General features: G+C 67.8%; 19 protein-coding genes and 2 tRNA genes. 11 read left to right on the forward strand and 10 right to left on the reverse strand.

The window, feature by feature from the left end:
• Positions 1-146 precede the first annotated feature (146 nt).
• Entirely contained in the window at positions 147-1028 is an 882-nt protein-coding gene (locus DFR49_RS21875) for a hypothetical protein (RefSeq protein WP_170150929.1), read from the forward strand.
• A gap of 205 nt (positions 1029-1233) precedes the next feature.
• On the opposite strand, the gene DFR49_RS05535 is transcribed toward DFR49_RS21875, so the two are convergent.
• The gene (locus DFR49_RS05535) at positions 1234-1674 is read right to left on the reverse strand and encodes a host attachment family protein (RefSeq protein ID WP_119034676.1); all 441 of its coding nucleotides are present in this window, start codon (positions 1672-1674) and stop codon (positions 1234-1236) included.
• A gap of 93 nt (positions 1675-1767) precedes the next feature.
• Here DFR49_RS05535 and serS point away from each other — a divergent pair, with 93 nt between their 5' ends.
• The 9 genes from serS (at position 1768) to DFR49_RS05580 (ending at position 11624) form a co-directional block, all read left to right on the forward strand.
• On the forward strand, positions 1768-3048 hold the full coding sequence (serS, locus tag DFR49_RS05540; protein ID WP_119034677.1) for a serine--tRNA ligase: 1281 nt from the start codon (positions 1768-1770) through the stop codon (positions 3046-3048).
• The gene (gene surE, locus DFR49_RS05545; protein ID WP_119034678.1) at positions 3048-3812 is read left to right on the forward strand and encodes a 5'/3'-nucleotidase SurE; all 765 of its coding nucleotides are present in this window, start codon (positions 3048-3050) and stop codon (positions 3810-3812) included. The genes serS and surE overlap by 1 nt, the downstream gene beginning before the upstream one ends.
• An 11-nt stretch (positions 3813-3823) precedes the next feature.
• Complete coding sequence (locus DFR49_RS05550) at positions 3824-4894, forward strand: M23 family metallopeptidase (RefSeq protein ID WP_119034679.1); 1071 nt, start codon at positions 3824-3826, stop codon at positions 4892-4894.
• A 182-nt stretch (positions 4895-5076) separates the two neighbouring features.
• Complete coding sequence (gene tyrS / locus DFR49_RS05555; protein ID WP_119034680.1) at positions 5077-6303, forward strand: tyrosine--tRNA ligase; 1227 nt, start codon at positions 5077-5079, stop codon at positions 6301-6303.
• 253 nt (positions 6304-6556) lie between these two features.
• Positions 6557-6868, forward strand: coding sequence for a PilZ domain-containing protein (locus DFR49_RS05560; RefSeq protein WP_119034681.1), 312 nt, complete (start codon positions 6557-6559; stop codon positions 6866-6868).
• A 50-nt stretch (positions 6869-6918) separates the two neighbouring features.
• Positions 6919-9309, forward strand: coding sequence for a hybrid sensor histidine kinase/response regulator (locus DFR49_RS05565; protein WP_119035280.1), 2391 nt, complete (start codon positions 6919-6921; stop codon positions 9307-9309).
• Between the two features lie 39 nt (positions 9310-9348).
• Positions 9349-9699 carry a response regulator gene (locus DFR49_RS05570; RefSeq protein ID WP_119034682.1) on the forward strand — a complete coding sequence of 117 codons (351 nt, stop codon included), beginning with the start codon at positions 9349-9351 and terminating at the stop codon, positions 9697-9699.
• A 170-nt stretch (positions 9700-9869) separates the two neighbouring features.
• Positions 9870-10304, forward strand: coding sequence for a YciI family protein (locus DFR49_RS05575; RefSeq protein ID WP_119034683.1), 435 nt, complete (start codon positions 9870-9872; stop codon positions 10302-10304).
• Positions 10305-10358: 54 nt separating this feature from the next.
• Complete coding sequence (locus DFR49_RS05580; protein ID WP_119034684.1) at positions 10359-11624, forward strand: RNA polymerase sigma factor; 1266 nt, start codon at positions 10359-10361, stop codon at positions 11622-11624.
• Here DFR49_RS05580 and DFR49_RS05585 read toward each other — a convergent pair.
• The 5 genes from DFR49_RS05585 to DFR49_RS05605 all read right to left on the reverse strand — a co-directional run bounded on the left by DFR49_RS05585 (position 11625) and on the right by DFR49_RS05605 (position 14903).
• Positions 11625-11701: transfer RNA gene (locus DFR49_RS05585), tRNA-Pro, on the reverse strand. It abuts the gene before it with no gap.
• Between the two features lie 65 nt (positions 11702-11766).
• Positions 11767-11901: an entericidin A/B family lipoprotein gene (locus DFR49_RS05590; protein WP_211325801.1), complete on the reverse strand. Its 135-nt coding sequence runs from the start codon at positions 11899-11901 to the stop codon at positions 11767-11769.
• Between the two features lie 91 nt (positions 11902-11992).
• Positions 11993-12069, reverse strand: a tRNA-Ile gene (locus DFR49_RS05595).
• Positions 12070-12084: 15 nt separating this feature from the next.
• Positions 12085-13149: a polysaccharide deacetylase family protein gene (locus DFR49_RS05600; protein ID WP_425454912.1), complete on the reverse strand. Its 1065-nt coding sequence runs from the start codon at positions 13147-13149 to the stop codon at positions 12085-12087.
• On the reverse strand, positions 13146-14903 hold the full coding sequence (locus DFR49_RS05605; protein WP_245968254.1) for a sensor histidine kinase: 1758 nt from the start codon (positions 14901-14903) through the stop codon (positions 13146-13148). Before DFR49_RS05605 ends, DFR49_RS05600 begins: the two co-directional genes overlap by 4 nt.
• Before the next feature lie 189 nt (positions 14904-15092).
• Here DFR49_RS05605 and DFR49_RS05610 point away from each other — a divergent pair, with 189 nt between their 5' ends.
• On the forward strand, positions 15093-15560 hold the full coding sequence (locus DFR49_RS05610; RefSeq protein ID WP_119034686.1) for an Lrp/AsnC family transcriptional regulator: 468 nt from the start codon (positions 15093-15095) through the stop codon (positions 15558-15560).
• Positions 15561-15578: 18 nt separating this feature from the next.
• On the opposite strand, the gene DFR49_RS05615 is transcribed toward DFR49_RS05610, so the two are convergent.
• The 4 genes from DFR49_RS05615 to folE form a co-directional block, all read right to left on the reverse strand.
• A complete protein-coding gene (locus tag DFR49_RS05615; RefSeq protein ID WP_211325802.1) occupies positions 15579-16928 on the reverse strand; it encodes a hypothetical protein in 1350 nt (449 codons plus the stop codon).
• A gap of 138 nt (positions 16929-17066) precedes the next feature.
• The gene (locus DFR49_RS05620) at positions 17067-17426 is read right to left on the reverse strand and encodes a dihydroneopterin aldolase (RefSeq protein ID WP_119034687.1); all 360 of its coding nucleotides are present in this window, start codon (positions 17424-17426) and stop codon (positions 17067-17069) included.
• Positions 17423-18196, reverse strand: coding sequence for an SDR family oxidoreductase (locus DFR49_RS05625; RefSeq protein ID WP_119034688.1), 774 nt, complete (start codon positions 18194-18196; stop codon positions 17423-17425). The genes DFR49_RS05620 and DFR49_RS05625 overlap by 4 nt, the downstream gene beginning before the upstream one ends.
• Positions 18196-18816: a GTP cyclohydrolase I FolE gene (gene folE, locus DFR49_RS05630; protein WP_119034689.1), complete on the reverse strand. Its 621-nt coding sequence runs from the start codon at positions 18814-18816 to the stop codon at positions 18196-18198. Before folE ends, DFR49_RS05625 begins: the two co-directional genes overlap by 1 nt.
• Positions 18817-18918: the final 102 nt, after the last annotated feature.

An 18918-nucleotide genomic window follows, 5' to 3' on the forward strand; every position in this document is an offset into this window, starting at 1 on the left:
CGAGAAAATCCCGCCGCGGGACGGTGAAGCGTGGTTAACGCGCTTGCGATTAAGGCTTTGTTCCGCACTTTCAGTCATCAGGCGGCGAAATCTTTGCTGCAACCGAAGCCGGCGGCATCACCTGCCGGCAAAAAGAGAGACACGCTATGTCGGTGCGGATAGCTTTGGCGAAATTGTGTGCATGCGCCGCGGGCGGAGCACTTCTCGGCGGCGGCGCGGTGCATCTTGCCGAGCAGCAGCACCCGATCGTGCGCCCGACCGACAAGGTCGTGCGGCAGCATGTGGGCAGCGACGCGCTCGACGCCTCGCTTGCGGACGCCTCTCCAAGCAAGACCAAGATGCGCCACCGCCCGACCAAGCTCGTCTCCAAGGAAAAGGTCGTCCACCGCTCGAAGACGGTGCCGAGGCCGCCTGTGGCCGAATGTCCGCCCGCAACGGTGACGGTCATGAACCAGCCGGCGCCCGTGCCGCTGCCCCCGCTTCCCGAAATGTCGGGCGGCGGCGGAAGCGCGCCGATCATCGTCGGCGGCAGCGGCGGCTTCGGTGGCGGGTTCGGCGGCGGCTTCTTCGGCGGTTTCTTCGGTGGCGGCGGCGGATCGAGCGGCAGCATCGTGATCTCGTCGACCTCGAGCGGCGGCTCGACGTCGACCTCGTCGTCGACCGGCGGCGTCTCGAGCACCTCGTCATCGTCGGGCAACGTCTCATCGTCGTCGTCGGGTAATGTCTCGTCGTCGTCCTCGACCTCATCGTCGTCGTCGACCTCGTCCTCCACGTCCTCGTCGACCTCATCGTCGTCGAGCACCAGCAGTTCGTCGAACGGCTACGGATCGTCGAGCAAGGGCTGGAGCACCAGCGGCGGCCACCATCATGGCAGCAGCGGCGGGCATCACGGCGGATCGAGCGGATCGAGCGGCGGCCCGCCCGCCCCTGTCCCGGCGCCGCCGATGCTGCTCCTGTTCGGCGCCGCGGCCTCGGCGCTGGTCGTGCGCAAGCGTCTCGCGCGCAAAAAGGATAACGCCGCGGGCTGAGAGTCTGTTTGAGAATGCGCCTTTGGCGCGTTGCGGCACCGGCCCGCTCCCCCACCCGGCCTCCCAATCAGGATGCGCTGTGGGAGGCCGGGTGGGGGAGCGGGCGGAAGCGCCCAAGGTTCCGGCGATGCGCAGCATCGTTGGAATGGCGCTGGAGGGCGGTGCCGCCTCGGAAATCGCTCTTTCGCGATTTCCGAAACAGCCTCTACGCCCCGATCAACGCCTTCTCGATCTGGTCGACCGGATGGCCGGTCAGGTTCTTGTCGATCTCGGCGATCAGGCGATCGGCGACTTCCTTGTGATAATGTTTGCGCAGCGCCCCCAGCGTGCGCGGCGGTGCGATCACGACCAGTTTCTCATAGTCGTTGGCGAAGGCGCGCTGCCGGAGCATCGCCGCCGTCTCGGCCGCGAAGCGCTCTTCCTCGAGCTGGTGGAAATCTGTTTCCTGATGCGAGCTTCGGCCCGAGCCGTTGCTGGAGAATGCCGATCCCGGCGCATCGCTCGATTGCTCGCGGTCGGGCGGATTGACGTGCTCGCGCGCATGCTCGACGACCAGATCGGGGCGCGCGGCATCGCCCTGGTTACGGAAGAACAGCATCTTGCGGCCGTCGGCGACCATCACGAACGCGTCGTGCGGAAGCAGCATCTCTCTTCTCCTCATCAAGGGGTGGGATAGCGATAGAACGCGGCCGCGGCGGCGGGGTTGCGCGGCCCGTCGCGCGCAGCCATAGCGCCGTACATGCACGACATCCGCTTCATCCGTGACCATCCGGACACCTTCGACGCCGCCCTCGGCCGCCGGGGGCTGGAACCCCGCGCCGCAGATCTGATCGCGCTCGACGAGCGCCACCGGTCGGTGATCACCGAGGTCCAGGCGGGCCAGGCGCGGCGCAACGAGGCGTCGAAGGCGATCGGTGCGGCCAAGGCGCAGAAGGACGAGGCGACCGCACAGGCGCTGATGGCCGAGGTCGGCGTGCTCAAGGAGCGGCTGCCGGCACTGGAAGCCGAAGGCGCACGGCTCGGCGACGAACTGAACGGCATCCTCGCGTCAATCCCCAACCTGCCCCTCGCCGACGTGCCTGATGGCGCCGACGAGAACGACAATCTCGAAATGGCGACGCACGGCACCAAGCCCGATTTCGCGTTCGCACCGCGCGAGCATGATGAGATCGCGCCCGCGCTCGGCATGGATTTCGAAACCGGGGTCAAGCTCGCCGGCGCGCGCTTCACGCTGCTGCGCGGCCCCGTGGCGCGGCTCTACCGCGCGCTCGGCCAGTTCATGCTGACCAGCCTTGCGCGCGATCACGGCTACGAACAGGTCGTGCCGCCGCTGCTCGTCCGCGACGAGGTAGCGTTCGGCACCGGCCAGCTTCCCAAATTCGCCGACGATCTGTTCCGCACCACCGACGGCCGCTGGCTGATCCCCACCGCCGAGGTCAGCCTGACCAACATCGTCCGCGAGGAAATCCTCGCCGAGGAAGAACTGCCGCTGCGCTTCGCCGCGCTCACGCCGTGCTTTCGCTCGGAAGCGGGCGCCGCGGGCCGCGATACGCGCGGTTTCATCCGCCAGCACCAGTTCGACAAGGTCGAGATGGTCTCGATCACCACCCCCGACCAGTCCGAGGCCGAGCATGAGCGGATGACGGCGTGCGCCGAAGCTCTGCTCACCCAGCTTGGCCTCGCTTTCCGCCGCGTGAAACTATGCACCGGCGACATGGGCTTCTCGGCCGCGCGCACCTATGATCTCGAAGTGTGGCTGCCCGGCCAGCAGCGCTATCGCGAGATTTCGAGCTGCTCGACCTGCACCGATTTCCAGGCACGGCGGATGAACGCACGCTATCGGCCCGCGGGCGAGAAGGGCACGCGTTTCGTCCACACGCTCAACGGCTCGGGGCTCGCGGTCGGACGCACGCTGGTGGCGGTGATCGAGAATTACCAGAATGAGGACGGATCGGTGTCGATCCCCGATCTGTTCAAGCCCTATATCCACGGTCTCGACCGGATCGAGCCGGCGCGCTGATGCGCATCCTGCTCACCAATGACGACGGCTATCATGCCCCCGGCCTCAAGGTGCTTGAGGAAATCGCGGCGCGGTTTTCCGACGACGTCTGGGTGGTCGCGCCGACCGAGGAGCAATCGGGCGCGGGCCATTCGCTGACGCTGACGCGCCCCTTACGCATCCGCAACTTCGCCGAGCGCCGTTATGCCGTCAACGGCACCCCCACCGATGCGGTGATGATGGCGCTCGCCAAGATCATGGCCGATTGCCAGCCCGATCTGATCCTCTCCGGCGTCAATCGCGGCGCCAATCTGGCCGAGGACGTGACCTATTCGGGCACCGTCTCGGCGGCGATGGAAGGCGCGCTCGCCGGCGTTCCCGCGATCGCGCTGAGCCAGGTCTATGCGCGCGAGGGCATGGGCGACACCGTTCCCTTCGCCGCTGCCGCCGCCTGGGGAGAGCGCGTGCTGCGCCCGCTGATCGAAGCGGAGCTTGCGCCGCGCACCTTGGTCAACGTCAATTTCCCCGCGCTGGCGCCGGACGCGGTCAAGGGTATCCGCGTCGTAAGCCAGGGCCTGCGCGATTACGGGCGGCTGCGGATTGTCAGCAATACCGATCCGCGCGGCTATGATTATCACTGGTTCGCGCTCGGCCCGACGGTCGAGACACCGGCGCATTCGACCGACCTCGAAGCGATCGCCGATGGCTATATCGCGGTAACCCCCCTCCATCTGGACCTGACGCACCGCGAATCGCTCGCTATGCTGGGTCAGGCGTATCGGTAAGCGGGGGCGCAATGAGGATCGCGGGGAATCGGCGCACGATCAGCGGCCTGGCGTCGTTCGGCGCGATGGCGGCACTGGCGGGGTGCATCCCCAGCGTCGCCCCTCCGGTTGCGCCGTCGCCACCGCCCCAGCCCGATCGCGGCTATCCCGATTACCGGCAGGACGTAACGACCTCGCCCTCGCCGCCGCCCGCGTGGGAAACCAACCCGGTCGCGCCCAATGCACGCACGATCGCGACCCGGACCTATACGGTCGAACCTGGTGACACGCTGCGCGGAATCGCGATCAAGACCGGCGGCGGTGAACTGGCGATCGCGCAGGCGAACGGCCTCACTGAGCCTTATATCATCCGCGCCGGCCAGCGGCTGACGATCCCCGGCGGGCGCTATCACGAGATCACGCGCGGCCAGACGGGGATCGCGATCGCGCGTGCCTACGGCGTCGAATGGTCGCGCATCGTCGCGGTGAACGGCCTCACCGAACCCTATCTGCTGCGTACCGGCTGGCGGCTGCTGATCCCCGGCGGCACCGAACCCGGCCAGACCAGCGCGGCCGAGCGCGCCGCTGCCTTCACGCTCGATATCGACGATCTCGTCACCGGCAGCGAACCCGCGATCGCCGAGAATCGCACGCCGGCCGCGGCCACCACCTCGCCCGCGCACGTGCCCGCGCCAACCACCGCAGTCGCCACGCCGGCGCGGCTCGTCGGCGGATTCTCCTGGCCGGTGCAGGGCCGCGTCGTTTCCAAATTCGGCGCGATGGGCAACGGCAAGCGCAGCGACGGCATCCAGATCGCAGCCCCCGTCGGCACGCCCGTCGCGGCCGCCGCCGATGGCGTCGTGGCCTATGCGGGCACCGGCATCCCGTCGCTCGGCGGGCTCGTGATCCTCAAGCACGGCGACGGCTGGGTAACGGTATACGGCAATGCCAGTTCGCTGCTCGTCAAGCGCGGCCAGTCGGTCAAGCGCGGACAGCGGATCGCGCTATCGGGGCAATCGGGCTCGGCCCCCGAACCCGGTGTCCATTTCGAGGTCCGCAAGGGCCGCGACGCGGTCGATCCGCTGGGCAAACTGCCGGGCTGAGCCCGCCCCCACCCACTTCCTTCGTCACCCCGGATTAGTTCCGGGGTCCAACGTGCCTCAAGCGCTACCGTTCGTGGAGGGTTGGATGTCGGAACAAGTCCGGCATGACGAACCATGCATAAGGACTATCTCACATCGCCGGGATGACGCCCATTCGAGCGCGTGCTAAGCGCCGCCCCGCCATGACCGACTATCGATCCGATCTCCTCCGCCTGCTCTCGACGCGCGGCTATATCCACCAGATCACCGACGCTGCCGCGCTCGATGCGCTCGCGGCCAGATCGGTCGTGCCCGGCTATATCGGCTTCGATCCCACCGCGCCCTCGCTCCACGTCGGCAGCCTCGTCCAGATCATGCTGCTGCGCCGGCTCCAGCAGACCGGGCACAAGCCGATCGTGCTGATGGGCGGCGGCACCGGCAAGATCGGCGATCCGAGCTTCAAGGACGAAGCCCGCAAGCTGCTCGCCGAAGACGGCATCAAGGCCAATGTCGCCTCGATCAAGCGTATCTTCGAACGCTTCCTGACCTTCGGCGACGGGCCGTCGGACGCGGTGATGCTCGACAATGCCGAATGGCTCGACGCGCTCGAATATATCCCCTTCCTGCGTGAGGTCGGCCAGCATTTCTCGGTCAACCGGATGCTGAGCTTCGATTCGGTCAAGCTGCGGCTCGATCGCGAGCAATCGCTGTCGTTCCTCGAATTCAACTACATGATCCTCCAGGCCTACGATTTCCGCGAACTCGCGCAGCGCGCCGGCTGCCGCCTCCAGATGGGCGGATCGGACCAATGGGGGAATATCGTCAACGGAGTCGAGCTGGCGCGGCGGATGGACGGCACCGAGGTGTTCGGCGTCACCACGCCGCTCATCACCACCGCCGACGGCGGCAAGATGGGCAAGACGATGGCGGGCGCGGTGTGGCTCCATGAGGACCAGTTGCCGAGCTACGATTACTGGCAGTTCTGGCGCAACACCGACGATCGCGACGTCGGCCGTTTCCTGCGGCTGTTCACCGATCTGCCGCTCGACGAGATCGCGCGGCTGGAACGCCTCGAAGGCGCCGAGATCAACGAGGCCAAGAAAATGCTCGCCGACGCGGCGACCGTGATGTGCCGGGGCGCGGTCGCTGCTGCCGCCGCCGCCGAAACGGCCCGCAAGACCTTCGAGGAAGGCGCGACCGGCGACGCGCTCCCGCGCCATACGGTCCCGGGTGGCGAGATCGGTGTCGTCGACGCGCTGGTCGCGCTCGGCTTCGCGGCCTCGAAGGGCGAGGCGCGCCGCCTGATCAAGGGCGGCGGCGCGCGGCTCGATGGCGAAAAGGTCGCCGACGACACCGCCGTGATCTGCCTTGGCGATCAGCCGATGCGGCTGTCCGCGGGCAAGAAGCATCACGGCCTGCTCACGCGCTGAGCCGGCAGAGGTTGTTTGAAACGCGCTGTTCAGCGCATTGCGGCACCGGCCCACTCCCCCACCCGGCCACCCAGTGCGATTATCCTAGTGGGTGGCCGGGTGGGGGAGTGGGCCGGTGCCGCATCGGAAATCGCTCTTCCGCGATTTCTCAAACAGCCTCTCACAAGCATTTGTAAACCAGCTTCGTTGCCAGACGATTCATTCCGCGCGCCTAGCGTCGGTAGCGTTCACACCAACGGGGAAGCGTGACGGAATGACATTGGGCGCCCTCGCCTGGAAAGACGGCCGCGCGGTCGGTCGCGACGAGGTCCATTATCGCGCGCGCGGCTTCGGCCCCGACGCGCAGCCGCTCGTCATGTTGATTGTCAACATCTCCGCCCTGGGCCTCATGGCCCGCTGCGACGCCGGCTATGCCGTCGGCGACCGGCTGCGCATCACGTTGCCCGTCGTCGGTGTGGTCGTCGCCGAGATCCGCTGGTCGCTCGGCGGGCGGATCGGCTGCCAGCTCGATCGCCCGATCGCGCTCTCGGATTATTACGATGTGCTCGCCGTGATGGCGCGCTGAAATCACGCGCGCCGCTTGACGGACCCAAGCGCGCTGCCATGAAGGACGCGATGACCACGCGTCCCCTTCCCCCGATCGATCGCTTGTCGCCGACGCGCGGCGCGGCGCTGATCGCCGGTGCTACAGGCATCGCAGCGGCATTGCTGATCCTGTGGATGCTGGGCAACGTCGTCATCGCCACTGCCTTCCTCGCCACCGCGATCGTCGTGGGGGGGCTGCTGATCGCGGTGCGTCGCCTGCTTCCGGCGGCCGCTCCCGATGGCGAGGCTGCGGTCGATTGGTCGCTGGCACGCGCACTAGCACAGGCCAGCGCCGATGCCGTCGCGATCACCGATCGCGCGGGTCGCCTCGTCTGCGCCAACGACCGGTATGAGGCGTTGTTCGGCGGGCTGCCCACACCGCCCGGCCTGCCCGTCGGCGACAGCGAGGTGTCGCTGCTCGCCGCCGCCGGCCGCGCCGCCTGGCGCGACGGATCAGGCAAGGTTGCCCACCTCGTCTCCAACGGCACGCCGCTCGCGGCCGAGATCGCGCGCGCCGGCACGCTCGAGGACATGCTGATCTGGCGGTTTCACGGCGCCGAAGGGCTCGATCTCGCGGGTAGCGTTGCCGGGCTCATTGCCGGTCCGACCGGGGATCGCCTCGCCGGCTCGGGCATCATGGTCGCGCTCGTATCGGCGGAGGGCCGCATCCGGGCCGCCAACCGCGTGTTTCGCGCGCGCGCGCTGGGGCACGAGGAAGGCGCGGTCGGCGGCCGCGATTTCGCGCGCTTCCTGATCACCGATGCGCAAGGGGCCGTCCGCTTCGAACGCGAAGGCATGGACGGCACACCGGTGCGCGTGCTCCAGATCCCCTTCCTCCAGGGAGACGGCGTACCGATGCTGGTCGCGTTGATCGATGAGGAGGAAAGCAGCGCCCCCGCGCTCGGCGCGACCGCCGCCGCGACGCTCGGCAACCTCGTCGCGATGATGCCCTTCGGCACTGCGCTGGTCGATCGTGACGGCCGCTTCCTCCAGATGAACGACGCGTTCGTCCGCGCCGCACGCGTCGATCCTGCCGCGCCGCCCGTTTATCCCGGCGATCTCGTCGTACGCGAGGACAAGACCGTGATCGCCGACGCGATCCGCCGCTTCGCCGGCGGCGCCGCGCGCGCCAGCGATCTCGCGGTGCGCCTCAAGGGCCAGCCCGACGAGCCCGTGGTGCTCTCGATCGCGGGCGCGCGCGGGCTCGGCGAGGCGGCGGTGTTGCTCAGCCTCAAGGACAACAGCGAGGAAGACCGGCTCAAGCGTGAGGTCGCGCAAGCGACCAAGATGCAGGCCGTCGGCCAGCTCGCAGGCGGGGTCGCCCACGATTTCAACAATATCCTGACGGCGATCATCGGTCATTGCGATCTGATGCTGATGCGCCATACCCCCGGCGACAGCGATTATGACGACATCCAGCAGATCAAGGCCAATTCCAACCGCGCGGCCAGCCTGACGCGGCAGTTGCTCGCCTTTTCGCGTCAGCAGACGTTGCGGCCGCAGGTGCTTCAGCTTCCCGACGTGATCTCGGAAGTCTCGAACCTGCTGAAGCGGCTGCTCGGCGAAACCGTGACGCTAACGGTCACCCACGGCCGCAATCTCGGCCCGGTGCGCGCCGATCCGGGCCAACTCGAACAGGTCGTCGTCAACCTTGCGGTCAATGCACGCGATGCGATGCTGGCCAAGAACCCGCTCGGGGGCGGCGCCCTCACCATCCAGACGCTCGCGGTGCGGGCCACCGAAGTCCGCAAGATGGCGAGCGACGTCCTGCCGATCGCCGATTATACCGCGCTCAAGGTGAGCGATACCGGCGCGGGCATCCCGCTCGAACATCTCGGCAAGATTTTCGAGCCCTTCTTCACTACCAAGGAAACCGGCAAGGGCACCGGGCTGGGGCTCTCGACCGTTTATGGCATCGTCAAGCAATCGGGTGGATACATCTTCGCCGATTCGGTGCCCGGCAAGGGCGCGACGTTCACCATCTACCTGCCCGTCCATGCTGCCGGCACCCCGGCCGCGGCTGTCCCCAGACAGGAGACGAAGGGCGATCTGTGGGGCTCGGGCACGGTGCTTCTCGTCGAGGACGAAGACATGGTGCGCGCGGTGGCCGAACGCGCGCTGACGCGGCAGGGCTATACCGTCGTCACCGCCGAGAACGGCGAGGCCGCGCTGGAGCGGCTGGCCGAAGGCGAACGGCCCGATCTGCTCGTCTCCGATGTCGTCATGCCGCTTATGGACGGCCCGACGATGGTGCGCGAGGCGCGCAAGCTTTATCCCGATCTGCCGATCCTGTTCATGTCGGGCTATGCCGAGGAACAGCTTCGCCGGTCGATCGACATCGACAACGTCGCGTTTCTTGCCAAACCCTTTTCGGTCCAGCAACTTGCCGAGGCGGCGCGCGACGCGCTGACCGAGAGATAGGTCTGGCGAGGTCCCCGGCCCGCCGCTAAGGCAACACGGATGACCGACCGCCGCCGCATCCTTATCGTCGAAGACGAACCGCTCATCGCGATGATGCTCGAGGATTTCCTCGACGCGCTCGATTACAAGGCCGTGGCGGTCGTCGATACGATCGCCGCGGCGCTGGCGCGGGTCGCCGAAGGCGGGATCGACGCCACGATCCTCGACGTCAACCTGCGCGGCGGCGAACGATGCTGGCCCATCGCCGACGCCCTCGCCGAAGCGGGGATTCCCTTCGTGCTCGCCAGCGGCGGCGATGCCGATTCGATCACCGACGCGCACCGCGACCGCCCGCTGCTGAGCAAGCCCTTCACGATGGACGCGGTATCAAAGGTGCTCGCCGCGCTCTGACGCATAAGACGACGGCATTTCAGGCGCGGCACTGAAGGAAATCCGGCGTCGGCTCTGCTGTGCGCTTCGGCCGCGCGAAAAAATTTTTAAAACGATGTCGATTCCCGGCACGTTCGTTCGTCGTCCTGATGAGAGGCCAATGGGGCCGGCTCTGACAAAGGAGACAGAAAATGCGCGTGATGGTATTGATGAAAGCCACCGAGGACAGCGAAAAGGGCGTGCCCCCCACGCCTGAAGCGATCGAGGCATTCGCGGCGATGGACCGGTTCACCGAGGAACTGGTCGAGGCTGGCGTTTTCGTGGCTGCCGCCGGCCTCAAGCCCAGCGCCGAGGCCAAGCGCATCGCCTTCGATGGCGCTAGCCGTACGATCATCGACGGGCCGTTCGCCGAGGCCCGCGAACTGGTCGCCGGCTTCTCGATCTGGGAGGTCAAGGACATGGACGAGGCCGTGGCCTGGGCGAAGCGCTGCCCCAATCCCATGTCGGGTCCGAGCGAGATCGAGATCCGGCCGTTCTACGAAGCGGCCGACCTCGCCGATTTCGTGACGCCTGAGGAACTCGCGACACCGCGCGACGGCACGCGCGGGAAGCTCGGCGTCGCCTGATATCGGTCCGTAAAGTCGGCTTGTCTCTCCCGCGAACTTCGCCGACAAGGCGGCGTGACCGCAGGCGAGACGCATCAGGCGATCGAAGCGACGTTCCGCATCGAACGGGCCAGGCTCATCGCGGGCCTGGCCCGGTTGGTGCGCGATATCGACCGTGCCGAGGAACTGGCGCAGGATGCGCTGGTCGTCGCGCTGGCCGAATGGCCAACTCGTGGCGTGCCGGTCAATCCGGGCGCCTGGCTGATGACCACGGCCAAACGCCGCGCCATCGATGCGATCCGCCGCGACAAGATGCGGACACGCAAGCACGAGGAAATCGCGCGGACGCTGGACAGCACGTTCGAAGAGGCGGACGACGACGCGCCGGTGGACCACGACCTTGGTGACGAACTGCTGGGCCTCATTTTCGCGGCGTGCCACCCGATATTGTCATCCGACGCTCGCGCGGCGCTCACCCTGCGCGTGGTCGGCGGACTGACGACCGATGAGATCGCCCGCGCCTTCCTGGTCGTCGAGACGACGATTGCACAGCGCATCGTCCGCGCGAAGAAGGCGATCGCCAGGGCCGGATTGACCTTCGAGGTGCCGCGGGGCGCCGAACGGGAGGCGCGCCTGCCCTCGGTGCTCGAGGTTGTCTACCTCATTTTCAACGAAGGCTATGCGGCCACGGCGGGCGACGATCTTGTCCGCCCGGCACTGGCCCAGGAGGCGTTGCGGCTCGGCCGCATCCTGGCCGCGCTGATCCCCGACGACGCGGAGGTGCTCGGCCTCGCGGCGCTGATGGAGATCCAGGCGTCGCGCCTGCCGGCCCGTATCGGCCCGAACGGCGTCTTCGTACCGCTGACCGAGCAGAATCGCGCCCGCTGGGACCGCCTGCTGATCCGCCGAGGCCTTGAAGCGCTCGCTCGCGCCGATGCGCTGAGCGAGGGAGGCAACGGCCCCTATGCATTGCAAGCCGCGCTTGCAGCCTGCCACGCGCGTGCGCGCAGCGCGGCCGATACCGACTGGCCCCGCATCGCAGGCCTCTACGATCGGCTCCGCGGGGTGATGCCCTCGCCGGTGGTCGATCTCAACCGGGCGATCGCGCATAGCATGGCCTTCGGCCCCGAAGCGGGTTTGCGCCTGGTCGACGAGATCGCCGACGCCGACGCCCTGCGCGCGTATGCGCCACTACCGGCAGCGCGGGGCGACTTTCTGTTTCGGGTCGGCCGGCTGGCCGAAGCGCGTTCGGAATTCGAGACGGCCGCCACGCTTACCCGCAACGCAGCGGAGAGAGCCTTTCTCCTCGCCCGCGCGGAGGCGTGCGACGGCAAACATTGATGGTCGGGGAGACAGGATTCGAACCTGCGACCCTCTGCTCCCAAAGCAGATGCGCTACCAGGCTGCGCCACTCCCCGACGGGCCGCGCTTTGCCCGCTCTTGCGCGGCCGCGCAACCTTTGGTCGATGGGACTCGCGGTATCCTAGTTCTTGGCATCGCTCGCCGTCTTGGCGACCGTGCTGCCCACCGAGGACACGTCCTTGCCGACGCCCTCGATCGTGTTGCAGCCCGCCGCCAGCAACGCCCCCATCAGGACCAGAACGGTCAAGGCCCGCATCGTCATACCTCGCTCAAACACCGATCGCCTCCATCTAGCGACGCCGCCCGCAATCGCAAGCTCACGGCACGCTGCCGATCGCGAAGAGGCGTGGTGGGCCCGGCAGGACTCGAACCCGCAACCTAGCCGTTATGAGCGGCCAGCTCTAACCAATTGAGCTACAGGCCCCACCGAGCGCCGGCGTTAAGCGGGCGGCGGCGCGCTGGCAAGCGCGCTCGCGGAGGTCGCCTCTGCCGCCGCGATCAGGGCATCGGCGCTGATCGCCGCGACGCCCAGCCGATCGAGCAGATCAAGCACGCGATCCCACCAGGCATGAAACGCCGCAAGGTCCGCCGCATCGCGCACATAAGGGGTATGCCCCGGCACGAGCGACGGCGAATGGAAGGCGAAGTTGAGCACGCGCACGCCCTCCCCCACCGCGACGCGAATCGCCTCGAGCGCGTCGGCGACGGGCATGTCCTCGGGGGTCAGCGCCACCCGCGCGAGCACGCCCAGCCGCGCCGCCACGCCGCGTCCGCGCGGGATCGCCCCGAGCTTGCGGTACAGCCCCTCGCCGCTCCTTCTGCCCAGCCCGGTGAAGACCGTGGTGAGCGGCAGCTCGATCACGCGGCGGCGCGCATCCCACCAGAAGGCATGATTGCCGATCGCACCGAAATCGGGGCCGCCGTCGCGCCGATAATCGTAGCGCGACCGGATCGAACTATCGAGCCGATAGCCGCGCTCGGCGAGCAGCGCCGTCGTCGCGGGGCCGATACCGTAGCGGCCCGCGCGATAAAGCCGCGGGCGCACCCCGAACGCCGCCACGATCGCGTCGGTGAGCACATCGAGCTTCGCCGCTTCGATCGTCCGCGGCAGGTTGCCGGGGTAGCTGTTGGCGCGCGTCGGCGCCTCATCGAACGGCGGGTTCACCCACGGATGGAGCTGCGTGCCGATGGCGGCGGTGCCGTCCTCCAGGATATTGCGAAGGATATCGACGGCGCGGGCGCTGGTGGCGATCGGGTGATCGACGAGGTACGCCACCGGAACGCCCCGTTCGGCGAAGCGCCGGTGCCCATCGGGAAGCGCTGCGATCGCGGTGGTGTCGCGCGCATCACGCGAGAGCGGCGCACGCCAGTCGAATTCCTCCTCGGTGTCGACGAACACGGTGAAGCGCGTGCCGAAATCGTCGGGCCACGCGACGCGCGCGTCCGGGCCGGGCGGCGGCACCCGCCAGCCCGTATTGCAATCGGCGCCGTCGCCGTCGTTCAATGGCCGGATACCTGCCCCACGTCGTCGATTCGAGCCGTCGGCAAGCGCAAAGTCAAGCGTTCAGCACCGATCGTCAGCTTGCCGCCCAGTTCGGCCGCGAGATTGCGCGCAAGGCGCAGCGAGAAGCCGGTGCCGAGCAGCGGCGCGCCGTCGAGCGTGGCTTCCTGTTCGGCGTCGATCGCGAGCAGCGCCTCGCCCGAATAGCCCGCGAGGCCGCGCGGCCGATCGATCACGATCACGATCCGCCCGTCGTCCTGCCGCGCCTCGATACCGATCCGCTCGTCGCGCGCGCCGGCGGCGACCAGCGCTGCGAGCAGGCGGCCGATCAGCCGTTCGAGCGCGAGCGCGTCGCCGAGCACGTCGAGATCGGGCATGTCCGGCGCGATATCGAGCCCGGTGCCGCGCAATTCGGCGAGCGGCGCGAGGTCGGCCGCGACCGTGTCGAGCAGCGGGCGCAGCGCGACGGTTGCGGGGCGGAGGTCGAGTGCCCGGCCTTCGATCCGCGCCGCGGTGTCGAGATCTTCGATCGCGACGAGCAGGTCGCGCGCCTGACGCCGGATCGCGGCCGCGCGCTCGCGATACGGATCGGCGACGGGGCCGAGTATCTCGGCTTCGATCATCTCGGCGAAACCGGCGATCGCGCTGGTGGGGGTACGCAGTTCGTGGACGAGCTGGCGCAGCGAATCGGGCACGATCCCCGCGGTGCGCGGCGCCGCGCTTTCGTCGGCGCGCGGCCGCCGTGCCGTGCCGCGATAGCCCGCGAATCGCCCCGTCAACGGCTCGAAGATCGGTATCGCCGAAATCCGCCACGCGCCGCCGGCCCGCGACGTGCCCTCGATCTCGAGCCGCGCATCGGTGAACGGCGCGCGCCGACGAAAGGCACCCGCCGCAACGCCATCCACCTGCGAGCCCGCGGTGGCGCCGTGGAGCAATGACAGGCCGATGATCGGTGCGCGCTCGATGCCTGACACCCAGCGCACGACGCCGCCCTCGTCGGCTTCGAAATCGAACGCGGCAAGTGGCGCCGTCGCGACGGCGTCAGCCGTGCTTTCCCCGGAGTCGCGCACCTGCCCGCGCCGCCGTTGAAAGGCGTCGATCCGCGCCACCAACTCGGCGATCTGGAAGGCGCCGTCAGGCTCGGCATCGGGCGGAGCCGCCTCATCCTCATTTTCACCCTCGCCGTGCTGGCGCAGCGCCTCGGCCACGACCGGCAGCGCCAGCGCCGCGTCGCCCAGCGATACGAACGATGAAGGCGACGACGATGGCGGCACCTCCAACGGCGCCGGCGTCTCCGGCTCGGCGACATCGTCTCCGGAAACCGGGGCGGCCGTGGGCAGCACGAAATCGACGCTGCCGAAACTTTCCAGCGCCCGCCCGACCCTGCCGCCTAGATCGCGCCGGTGCCGAAGCAGCGACCGCCCCATCGGCGACAACGCGGGCAGCACCGCGATCCAGCCTTCGTCGGCAAGCCGGGCGGTACGCAGCAGCGGCGCCACCACCGCACCATCGTCCACCGCGAAGAATTGAACCAGTGCTGCGGGCGGTTCGCCGTGCGCGATCGCGCGCGCGCTGGCGACGCGGACCGGCAGCGGCACCGCTTCGCGAATCGCCGCAAGCCGCCCCAGCGTCTGCTCGTTAGCCGGAACGCGGCGGCGCCCGATCAGGTCGACGAGCTGCCGCCACGCCGATTCGATCCCGGACGGGGTCGACATGTCGGCGGAAAGCACCGTGTCGAGGCTGTCGTCGAAGCGCAAATCGAAAATATCCCCGGGCGACGCGCGGGCGGCGCGTCGTTTCCCTTCCTACCGCGTCGGCCCCGCTATCGAAACCTCTCAAAATCGCCCCGTAGCATTGTGGGACAATTGCGTTCGGCCGCAATTATCTTATGCTGCCAGGCAGATTGCCGATCAGAAAGGTCGGTTCAAAGTGGGGAGCGTGCCATAATGGCTTTCGACCGGATCGACCGGCAAATACTCGGGCTGCTCCAGGACGACGGCCGTATGACCAATGTCGAACTCGCCGAACGCGTCGGATTGACGGCACCGCCCTGCCTGCGCCGTGTCCGCGCGCTCGAGGAAGCCGGCGCGATCAAGGGGTATCACGCCGAACTCGATCCGCCCGCGCTGGGTTATCCGATCACCGTGTTCGCGATGGTCAGCCTCAAGAGCCAGGCCGAGCGTGATCTCACCGAATTCGAACAGCATATGGCGGACATCCCAGAAATCCGCGAATGTCACATGCTCAACGGCGAAATCGACTTCATCCTCAAGATCGTCGCCACCGATCTCAAGGCATTCCAGGAAATCCTGACGACGCACCTCACGCCGGCGCCCAACGTCGCCAGCGTCAAGACCTCGCTGACGATCCGCACGTCGAAGCTGAAACCCGGTATCCCCGTGTCGCCGGCCTGACGACACGGGGCCGTTTCGTTATTGCGCGGCGGCGGCCGGCGCGGCTGCGGGCGCTGCGGCCGCTGCCGTGGCGGCACCGGTGCCCGTGGCGAGCCACGTTTTCCACAACGCCGCGATCTCGGTGCGCGGCGCGCTCGTCACCGCGTCGAACGCAGTCGTCGCCCCGGCCTTGTCGCCCGCCAGCGCCAGCGCGATGCCGAGGTGCGTGTTCACCCCGTCGGTATCGACGCTGCCCTTCTCGAGCGCGAGCCGATAAAGGTCGATTGCCTGCTGGTAATCGCCCCCGCCCAGATACGCGTCGGCGGTCTGCGCCGCGAGCTTGCCGTCGGCCCGCGCCTTCGCCTTGGTGGTGAGCGACGTCAGCGATTCGTCGCGCGAGATCACGTCCTGCGCAGTCTTGGCGAGTGCCGACGCATCGGCGCTGCCGCTTGCGATCTTACCGGCCGACGTGCCTTCCGCCAGCACCGTCTTGGTCTCGTTCGGCAAGCCGAGATCGAACGTCAGCGCGGCATATTCGAGATAGTCGCTCTGGTCCGCAAGCGACTTGGTCGCCCGCATCAGGCGGAACAGGTCGACACGCTCGGGCTTGCCCATGCGCGCCGCGGTGGGGCCCTGGAAGCCGAACACGATGATCGCGTCGCGCCAGTTCTTCGACGACGGATAGGCGGTCAGCCAGCGCTGCACCCACTGGAGCGTGGTCGCGTTGTCGTTGGTCTTGTAGAGCTTGCCGATGGCATAGCGATACCAGCTCTCGGGGGCGGTCCGCCCCGCGGCCTTCTCCTGATCGACGAGCTGGCCGAGTTGCGCGGCACCGCCCGCAACGTCACCGCTCTCGACCTTCGCCTTCACCATCTGGAGCGGGAGATCCTGATTGGTGAATCCCGCTGCCTGCGCCTTTTGATAATAGGTCAGCGCATCGGTATATTTCTGCTGATTGAAGGCAATCGACCCGCGCATATAGGCATAATTGCCGATTTCAGCCGGCGGCGTGCTCGGATTGGTGATCAAGGCGTCGAGCGGCGCGGCAAGTGCTGCGTCGTGGCGCGCGTTCGCCGCGGCGTCGGCGGCGCCTTCAACCTGACTCTGCCCCGCGATGAGGCTGAGCTTGAGCGCCTGCCCGATATAGCGTTCGTCATCGTTGGTCGCGGCCGCCAGCACGGCGTCGACGTTGGTCTGCGCGGTGGCGTAATCCTTGGCCTGGAGCGCCGTTTGCGCCGCCACGGCGGCTTTGCGCACCGCATCACTCAGCTTGAGCTGCGGTCCCTGCTGCTCCTTCTTGTCCTTGGCGAGCGCCGGGGCCGTCGCGACCAAACCGCCGGCAGTCATCACCAGTGCCGCGGCCAGGGCGGCCTTCGAAATCTTTACCATACCGGAATCTCTCCTCATCGGGGCGTCGCACGCTCTAGTGGGCGACCGGCCGTCGTTCAAGCCGGGCCTTGCTTGGCGGGCGGGGCTAGCAATGCCGCGGTGAACGACGTTTGAACGGCGCGACTGGTTCCCGCGCCGTCATTCGCCGGCCATCCGCACGATCTCGCAACCGATCGCGGCGTCGGGGTAGATGTCGGGCTTCATCGATCGCACCCGCACCGATCGCACGCGCGGATCGCGCAGGCACAGCGCCGCGATCGCTTCGCACAACGTCTCCTGAAGCGCGAAATGGCGGCCCGCGAAGTCGTGGATGCCGCGCCGCACGAAATCATAATCGAGCGCTTCGTCGATTCGGTCGGCAGGGGGATGCGCGCCGTAATCGACCTCCATCCACACGCTCAGACGCACGCGTTGCGGCGTGGTCACCTCGCCCTCGTGGATGCCGAGTCGCATCGTCACTTCGAGACCGTCGAGGATCGTGGTGAAGACCGCACTCATCGCTGTTCCCCGCCATCGCGCGCCGAGAACATCACGTCGCCGGTGCGCGGAAGAAAGCGCTGGCCATTGTCGACGAACAGGTTCTGCCCGGTCACGCTCGGCGCCTCGATCAGATACGCGACGGCATCGCCGATGGCCTCGGCGTCGATCGGCCGGCGCAGCAGGTTCTCGCGCGCGACGGTCGCGAATTCGGCCGCGGTCTGGTCGAGGCTCGGCAGCGTCAGCCCGGGCGACACCGCGTTGACCCGCACGCGCGGCGCCAGCGACTGGGCAAGCATCGTCGTCGCGGCGTCGAGCGCGGCCTTGGTAAGCGTATAGGAAAAGAAGTCCGGGTTGAGATTGGCCAGCTTCTGGTCGAGGATATTGACGATCGCGCCGTCCTCGAGATCGTCCTGCGCCGCAAGAAGCGAGGCGAGCAGCACCGGCGCGGTGACGTTGACGCGCGCGAGCGCTTCGAACAACGCGCCCGATTCGAGCGGCGGCGCGTCGAACCGGAACACCGACGCCGAATTGACGAGGCCGTCGATCGGTCCTCCCAGCGCCGCACGCGCGGCCGCGACGAAGGCGCCGAGGCCATCGTGGTCCGCCAGATCGGCGGCGATCGGCACGGCGGCATCGTGGCCGAGCCCGGCCGCAAGTGCCCGCGCCTTGTCGCCCGATCGGTGATGATGGATGACGACGCGATGCCCCCGCGCGACCAGCCGCCGCACGATCGCCGCGCCAAGCCGCCGCGCGCCGCCCGTAACGATAATATTGCGCGATTTCGCCATCAAAAGCCCATCAAAGCAAGCACTTCGCGGCGACTACGTTCATCGTCTCGAAATGCCCCCATCATCCGACTAGTCACCATCCCAACGCCGGGGGTGCGGACGCCGCGGGCCGTCATGCAAGCGTGCGTCGCCTGGATCACCACCGCGACGCCGACCGGATGAAGCGCGTTCCAGATGCAATCCGCGACCTCGGCGGTGAGGCGTTCCTGCACCTGCAACCGGCGTGCATAGGCGTGGAGCACGCGCGCCAGCTTGGAGATGCCGACGACATGGTTGCGCGGCAGATAGGCGATATGCGCGGTGCCGTGGATCGGCGCCATGTGATGCTCGCAATGCGACTGGAAGGGAATGTCCTTCAGCAGCACGATCTCGTCATAGCCGCCGACTTCCTCGAACACGCGCGCAAGGTGATGCGCAGGATCATCGGCATAGCCGGCACAATATTCCTTCCACGCGCGCGCGACGCGCCGCGGCGTATCGAGCAACCCTTCGCGCTCCGGGTCATCGCCCGCCCAGCGGATGAGGGTACGCACCGCCTCCGTCACGTCGTCGGGCACAGGGATCGCGGGCGGAGCGTCGACGGCCTTGCCGTCATCGGGGCTATCGTGGAGCGAGGACATGGGCTCTCCCTTAGGGCCGATTCGTGATTGACGCTACGTCATGCGTCCAATTGCACAACGTAAGTTCGATTTTGAAACTGTCTCATTTCGGCAACACTCGTT

It is taken from the genome of Hephaestia caeni (assembly GCF_003550065.1).
GTDB classification, from domain to species: domain Bacteria; phylum Pseudomonadota; class Alphaproteobacteria; order Sphingomonadales; family Sphingomonadaceae; genus Sphingomonas; species Sphingomonas caeni_A.

Excerpts from the sequence above, each read along its gene's own strand:
- DFR49_RS21875 (WP_170150929.1), top strand. The coding sequence starts at position 147 with ATGTCGGTGCGGATAGCTTTGGCGAAATTGTGTGCATGCGCCGCGGGC.
- DFR49_RS05535 (WP_119034676.1), bottom strand. The coding sequence starts at position 1,674 with ATGCTGCTTCCGCACGACGCGTTCGTGATGGTCGCCGACGGCCGCAAG.
- serS (WP_119034677.1), top strand. The coding sequence starts at position 1,768 with ATGCACGACATCCGCTTCATCCGTGACCATCCGGACACCTTCGACGCC.
- surE (WP_119034678.1), top strand. The coding sequence starts at position 3,048 with ATGCGCATCCTGCTCACCAATGACGACGGCTATCATGCCCCCGGCCTC.
- DFR49_RS05550 (WP_119034679.1), top strand. The coding sequence starts at position 3,824 with ATGAGGATCGCGGGGAATCGGCGCACGATCAGCGGCCTGGCGTCGTTC.
- tyrS (WP_119034680.1), top strand. The coding sequence starts at position 5,077 with ATGACCGACTATCGATCCGATCTCCTCCGCCTGCTCTCGACGCGCGGC.
- DFR49_RS05560 (WP_119034681.1), top strand. The coding sequence starts at position 6,557 with ATGACATTGGGCGCCCTCGCCTGGAAAGACGGCCGCGCGGTCGGTCGC.
- DFR49_RS05565 (WP_119035280.1), top strand. The coding sequence starts at position 6,919 with ATGACCACGCGTCCCCTTCCCCCGATCGATCGCTTGTCGCCGACGCGC.
- DFR49_RS05570 (WP_119034682.1), top strand. The coding sequence starts at position 9,349 with ATGACCGACCGCCGCCGCATCCTTATCGTCGAAGACGAACCGCTCATC.
- DFR49_RS05575 (WP_119034683.1), top strand. The coding sequence starts at position 9,870 with ATGCGCGTGATGGTATTGATGAAAGCCACCGAGGACAGCGAAAAGGGC.
- DFR49_RS05590 (WP_211325801.1), bottom strand. The coding sequence starts at position 11,901 with ATGCGGGCCTTGACCGTTCTGGTCCTGATGGGGGCGTTGCTGGCGGCG.
- DFR49_RS05610 (WP_119034686.1), top strand. The coding sequence starts at position 15,093 with ATGGCTTTCGACCGGATCGACCGGCAAATACTCGGGCTGCTCCAGGAC.
- DFR49_RS05615 (WP_211325802.1), bottom strand. The coding sequence starts at position 16,928 with ATGGTAAAGATTTCGAAGGCCGCCCTGGCCGCGGCACTGGTGATGACT.
- DFR49_RS05620 (WP_119034687.1), bottom strand. The coding sequence starts at position 17,426 with ATGAGTGCGGTCTTCACCACGATCCTCGACGGTCTCGAAGTGACGATG.
- DFR49_RS05625 (WP_119034688.1), bottom strand. The coding sequence starts at position 18,196 with ATGGCGAAATCGCGCAATATTATCGTTACGGGCGGCGCGCGGCGGCTT.
- folE (WP_119034689.1), bottom strand. The coding sequence starts at position 18,816 with ATGTCCTCGCTCCACGATAGCCCCGATGACGGCAAGGCCGTCGACGCT.